The organism is Anaerococcus sp. (assembly GCF_030825785.1).
Taxonomy (GTDB): domain Bacteria; phylum Bacillota; class Clostridia; order Tissierellales; family Peptoniphilaceae; genus Anaerococcus.
Genome location: NZ_JAPJPG010000066.1, coordinates 1 through 5,124 on the forward strand (window position 1 = coordinate 1; position 5,124 = coordinate 5,124).

The following is a 5,124-nucleotide window of genomic DNA, read 5'->3' on the forward strand; positions in this document are numbered from 1 at the left end:
TAATAAAAATACTGATAATAAAAATAATGCTGGTAAAAATGATGATAATCAAAATAATAGTGGCAAAAATAATGATAGCAAAAAAGAAGATTCAAATTACGACTTCCCATCTTTTGCTACCGAGTCTGAAGCAAGGGATGCTGCTGAAGAGTATCTTTTAAATAGTAAAGATTTTGATTCATATACTATAAATAAGACAGAAGATGGAAAATATTATTATGAATTGGCTAGAAAAAATAAAAATGCAGGTGAAAGTAAGGATGATAAAGAAGCTCTTAAGGTAAATAAAGAAACAAGGGGCCAAGAACTAGAAATTAAACCAGTAAAAGTTAGCGAAATCAAAAAATCATCTAACGTGGAAACTGGCGTGACTGGCCTTGCAGGAGTCCTCGGTGTATTTGCCACCGCTGTAGGCGGATATTTCTTTACAAAGAAAAACAAATAAATTCCCATTATCTATATATGAAAATGCAAAAGTCCGGGCCTTAAACTCGGACTTTCGTATTTTTTATTTGGCTCCCCTAATATCTTCCTTAGCGTGGATTAGTTGGGTTACTATCTTGTTATAAGGAGTAGCTATATTGTGAGTTTTGCCTTTATCTACTACTGCCCCATTTATAAAGTCAATTTCTGTTTTTCTATTTCTTTCTATGAGATCTTGATACATTGAAGGATGATGGTCTTTTGCTTCTTCTGCTGTTTTATAGATATAAGATATCATTTCTTCATAATCTAGTTTAATTCCTTCGGCGCGACCTACTTCTGTAAACTCCTTTACTAGTTCACTTATAATATCCCTGGAAGTAGATGAATCGAAGAATTCTCCAATCGTGCATTCCATAAGGGAGGTCATGGAGTTCATTGTTCCATTTACCATAACCTTTCTCCAGATGGCAAACATTACATCGTTATCGTATTTGGCTCCTAATCCTGCCTTATCTAATAAGCGAGCGATCTTTCTGCCATTTTCCTCATCGTCTCCTATATTTTGGACATCTATTGTACCTTTGCCTGTAATTTCTATTTCTCCAGGACCTGCAAGGCCAGCAGCCCATATGGTAACTCCCATATTGATTTGACTCTTATCAACGAATTTTTCTAGAATCTTCTCATGGCCCATACCGTTTAGGAGACAAAGGATTTGGGTCTTATCTCCAATGATACCCTTAATAGCTTCCATCATAGATTCTAAGGCCATTGATTTGGTCATTACTACTATTAGGTCTGCTTCTTCTTTCGCTTCTTCCGGCCTCATAGCCTTTATTTTTACCTTATCTTCTACCTTACCAGAAACTATTAGACCATTTTCATTAATTCTATCTATATGATCTTGCCAGTAATCTAGTAAAATAACTCTACTGTCTGTATTTTTTTCTATATGATAGCCTATGGTTGATCCCATAGCGCCACTTCCTGCTATATAAACTAACATTTTCTTATCCTTTCTCTTACATTCTACTTATACCCAGCTTAACTTAAAGTTTTAGAAAAATTCCCAGTAGAGCTCCTATTATGATTACAACAATAGGATTTAGTTTTTTAAATTTTAATAATAGTCCTAAAAATACCGCAAATATCGCTAAGGGGATTGGCCTAACTATATTTACTATATTTCCACTTTGCCTCATGGCTTCTAGATTAAATAAAGTTACAAATAATACCGAGCTCATAGCACCTAGTATTAGGCCTGCTGTAGCAGGTCTTAAGGTTACGAAGGCATCCTTTACGACTTTAGAATTTTTGAACTTATCCATGGCTCTTGCTATAAATAGGATAATTATCACAGGTCCTGTTATTAGTGAAATCGTAGCTAAAACTCCTCCAAGATTTCCCTGAGCATTAATTCCTGCGTAGGTGGACATATTGATTCCAATCGCTCCAGGCGTTGATTCAGATACAGCTATCATGTCTAGAAGCTCTTCATTAGAAAAATAGCCAAACTTCTCCCCTATTTCATAAAGAAAGGGAATAGTTGCCATCCCTCCTCCAACTGAAAAAAGTCCAATCTTAAAAAATTCCCACATCAACCTAAGCATTTTTCTTTCCCCTTCCTAAAAAAATTCCAAAAACTCCAACCGTAATCACGACTACAATTGGCGAAATAGACAAAAATCCTATGGCTATAAAGGTCAAAATAAATATCATAAATTTAAGGCCTGTATTGGCATCTTTCTTTATCATCTTAAGAACAGAATAAAAAACCAAGGCGCAAACCGCAATCCTTATGCCAGCAAAGGCATGTTGGATTATGGCTAGATGACTGAAGCTTTGTAAGAACTTTGCTATGATAGAAATTATTATTATAGAAGGACTAATAAAGCCAAGACTTGCTACAATACCTCCGATATTTCCGCCTACCTTGTAACCACAAAAGGTCGAGGTGTTAATCGCAATAATTCCCGGAGTGGATTGGCCAATTGCATAATAATCTAATATTTCCTCATGGCTTGCCCAGCCCTTCTTATCGACTACTTCTCTTTCCAAAAGAGGAAGCATGGCGTAGCCTCCACCGAAGGTGAAAAGTCCCATCTTAAAAAATGTCAAATAAAGTTCTAATAAAGTATTCATAATATCTCCTTATAGCTAATTATATAGTAATTTTAGCTAAGAGGCAAAGCTTTCCATATGGTATAATGGATATATAATATCAAGGAGGAAATTTATGAAAAAGAAAAACTTGCTCGCTCTCTTTTTAACCATGGGATTTATGGGATTTATGGGTACCAGTCTTGCAGATAATAACCCTAAAGACTTGCCTATTGTCTACTACGAGGACTATGACCTAGACGAAGCTATCGGACTTTCAAATGATGATGATAATAGTCTAGAAGGGAAAGATACAAAAGAAGGCGATTTAGAAAAAGCAACAGATTCTATTGAAGATGAAATTTCTGGAGAAGAAAAGGACGAAAGTTCATCGGGATCTACTAGTAATTCTAATTCTGGCCAAAGTTCTAAGGATAATTTCCCATATCCAGCTGGAGATAAGCCAATTGAAAATCAAAAAACTAGACCTTACACCAGTAGAAAGAAAAACTATACAGCCGATTCTACAGAGGGTCCAATCAAGGGCAATAGACAAACAGGAGTCTATCACACCAAGGGCCAAAGGGACTATAATAAGATTTCTATAGAAAATGTAACCTGGTTTTACTCAGAAGATGAAGCAATCAGCAAAGGCTACAGACACGCTCAAAGATAGACGAAAGGATACAAATGTACGGACTAATATTTGATATTGACGGAACGATTCTGGATTCCATGCATATATGGATCAAACCGCTCGAAGATATATTCAAAAAATATGGCTATGACTTAAATAAACTCCCAAAAGAGAAAAAAGGCCATATAGAAGCCCTTCCCTTCTATGATATGTGTTATTTTCTATCGAAAAATATAGCAAGGGATATGACTAAGGATGAAGTTATTGATTATTTTGAACAAACTATAGAAAATGCCTACGCAAATGATCTCTCGCCTAAAGATGGTGCAGTAGATTTCCTAAAAGACTTAAAGAAAAAGGGCTATACACTTTCTGTAGCATCTTCTACCGACTACAAATATCTAGAAAAAGCCCTAAAGAGAATTGGAGTGTTTGACCTCTTCGACTTTTTGGCTACACCTGATACGACAGGATACAATAAGTCAGAAAAAGATTTCTGAGAATATTCAATCAAAAAACACGGAAAGTCCCCAGAAGAGCTAATCCTTTTCGATGACGCTCTCTACGCCATAAAGGCTGCCAAAAATTCTGGTATCAAGACAGTCGGCATAAAGGACTTTCCTTGGAATGAAAAGGAATGGAACTATATCAAAAAAGAAGCTCGTTCCTATGTAAATAATATTTCTGAATTTGAAATCGAAAATTTCTAATATTCAAGAAAAAGAGCCAGTTTATTTAAAGTTCTGGCTCTTTGTAGTATCCATTTTTTAATTTCTTAACCTTCCTGGCTAGGAAAATCATAGAAAAAATCCCCTTAAAGTTTGAGCTTAGGCTCATTGAAATCCATACTCCATGAACTCCCAAAAATGGCATGAGGATTAAGGAGATCGGGATTCTCAATGTGTTCATCACAAGACCTATTATTGCTGGAGTCTTGGTATCTGAAAGACCATTGAAGGCACCAGCAAGACCAATCTCAATTGCTATCATAAGCTGGCTTAGGGAAAGAATCAATAAATAATCGGATCCTAAGCTTATGGCCTTGCTATCTCCTGGAGTGAAGAGACTAAATAGATTATATCTAAAGAAAAATAAGACAAGACTTGCTATAAGTCCAATGCTTGCCACAAGCTTAAAGCTTACCTTTATTATATCTATTACTCTATGAATCTTCTTCGCCCCATAGTTTTGTCCGACAAGAGCCTGGATTCCTACTTGGATTCCCTCTGTTGTATTCCAGGAAATCGACTCAAGCTGAGCCCCGATTGAGGCTACTGCTACTGGAACTGGCCCAAAGCTTGCCATAAATCTATTTAGTATCATAGAAATTGAAGCATGAAAACCACTCAATACTCCAGCAGGAAGGCCTAGCTTAAATATTTCCTTCTGCCAACTCCTTCTATAATCAATCCTAGATATAGCTTTCTTGATTATATCGTCCTGCCTTATGATAAGAAATAAAAAGCATAAGCTAACCAAAAATTGACTAAAGATAGTCGCTATAGCAGCTCCTCTTATGCCCAAGGCTTTTAATGGTCCAAAGCCAAAGATCAAAACTGGATCTAGTATCATATTTGCAAAAAGACCTACTGCATTTATCTTAAAAGGGCTTATAGAATCTCCTAGGGCTGTGAAGGCTTGTGAAAACATTGGATTTATAAAAAAGAAAATCATCCCGCAAGCCACTATAAAAAGATATCTCTTTGCAGCAAGCTCTGCCGCCTCTCCCAAGCTATAGGCTTCTATAAATATATTCCTAATAATTAAGACAAAAATAGTAAAGGAAAAACCTAAAATCATCGCTTGAATTATTCCATTATTTATTACTCTTACAGTCTCCTTTTCGCTACCCTGGCCGTAGGATTGGGATGCAAAAACTCCTGTGCCTACCTTTGGTATAAGGGCAAGGGAGTTAGCTATCCAAAAAACAAATCCAGCAATACCCACACCTGCAACAGCAT

7 protein-coding genes are annotated in these 5,124 nt (G+C 36.2%); 3 read left to right on the forward strand and 4 right to left on the reverse strand.

What is annotated here, in order from left to right; genetic code table 11:
* Positions 1-445, forward strand: a 445-nt coding sequence (locus RCH56_RS07325) for a DUF5633 domain-containing protein (RefSeq protein ID WP_306484326.1), incomplete at its 5' end; no start/stop codon positions are given.
* Positions 446-508: 63 nt separating this feature from the next.
* Here RCH56_RS07325 and RCH56_RS07330 read toward each other — a convergent pair.
* From RCH56_RS07330 to RCH56_RS07340, 3 genes are read right to left on the reverse strand one after another with little or no spacing between them, the layout of a single operon-like run.
* The gene (locus RCH56_RS07330; protein WP_306484327.1) at positions 509-1,432 is read right to left on the reverse strand and encodes a 2-dehydropantoate 2-reductase; all 924 of its coding nucleotides are present in this window, start codon (positions 1,430-1,432) and stop codon (positions 509-511) included.
* A 43-nt stretch (positions 1,433-1,475) separates the two neighbouring features.
* Positions 1,476-2,036 carry a chromate transporter gene (locus RCH56_RS07335; protein ID WP_306484328.1) on the reverse strand — a complete coding sequence of 187 codons (561 nt, stop codon included), beginning with the start codon at positions 2,034-2,036 and terminating at the stop codon, positions 1,476-1,478.
* Entirely contained in the window at positions 2,029-2,568 is a 540-nt protein-coding gene (locus tag RCH56_RS07340) for a chromate transporter (RefSeq protein ID WP_306484329.1), read from the reverse strand. The genes RCH56_RS07335 and RCH56_RS07340 overlap by 8 nt, the downstream gene beginning before the upstream one ends.
* Before the next feature lie 94 nt (positions 2,569-2,662).
* Here RCH56_RS07340 and RCH56_RS07345 point away from each other — a divergent pair, with 94 nt between their 5' ends.
* Together RCH56_RS07345 and RCH56_RS07350 are read left to right on the forward strand one after the other, a co-directional pair.
* Positions 2,663-3,202, forward strand: a complete 540-nt coding sequence (locus tag RCH56_RS07345) for a hypothetical protein (RefSeq protein WP_306484330.1) — start codon at positions 2,663-2,665, stop codon at positions 3,200-3,202.
* 14 nt (positions 3,203-3,216) lie between these two features.
* Positions 3,217-3,663 (forward strand): HAD family phosphatase, encoded by a 447-nt coding sequence (locus tag RCH56_RS07350; protein ID WP_306484331.1) that lies wholly within the window; start codon positions 3,217-3,219, stop codon positions 3,661-3,663.
* A gap of 235 nt (positions 3,664-3,898) precedes the next feature.
* Here RCH56_RS07350 and RCH56_RS07355 read toward each other — a convergent pair.
* A partial coding sequence (locus RCH56_RS07355) for an MATE family efflux transporter (RefSeq protein ID WP_306484332.1) occupies positions 3,899-5,124 on the reverse strand: 1,226 nt, incomplete at its 5' end.

What these genes read in the sequence shown, in the direction of transcription:
- RCH56_RS07350 (WP_306484331.1), top strand. Translation starts at nt 3,217, where the DNA reads ATGTACGGACTAATATTTGATATTGACGGAACGATTCTGGATTCCATG.
- RCH56_RS07345 (WP_306484330.1), top strand. Translation starts at nt 2,663, where the DNA reads ATGAAAAAGAAAAACTTGCTCGCTCTCTTTTTAACCATGGGATTTATG.
- RCH56_RS07340 (WP_306484329.1), bottom strand. Translation starts at nt 2,568, where the DNA reads ATGAATACTTTATTAGAACTTTATTTGACATTTTTTAAGATGGGACTT.
- RCH56_RS07330 (WP_306484327.1), bottom strand. Translation starts at nt 1,432, where the DNA reads ATGTTAGTTTATATAGCAGGAAGTGGCGCTATGGGATCAACCATAGGC.
- RCH56_RS07335 (WP_306484328.1), bottom strand. Translation starts at nt 2,036, where the DNA reads ATGCTTAGGTTGATGTGGGAATTTTTTAAGATTGGACTTTTTTCAGTT.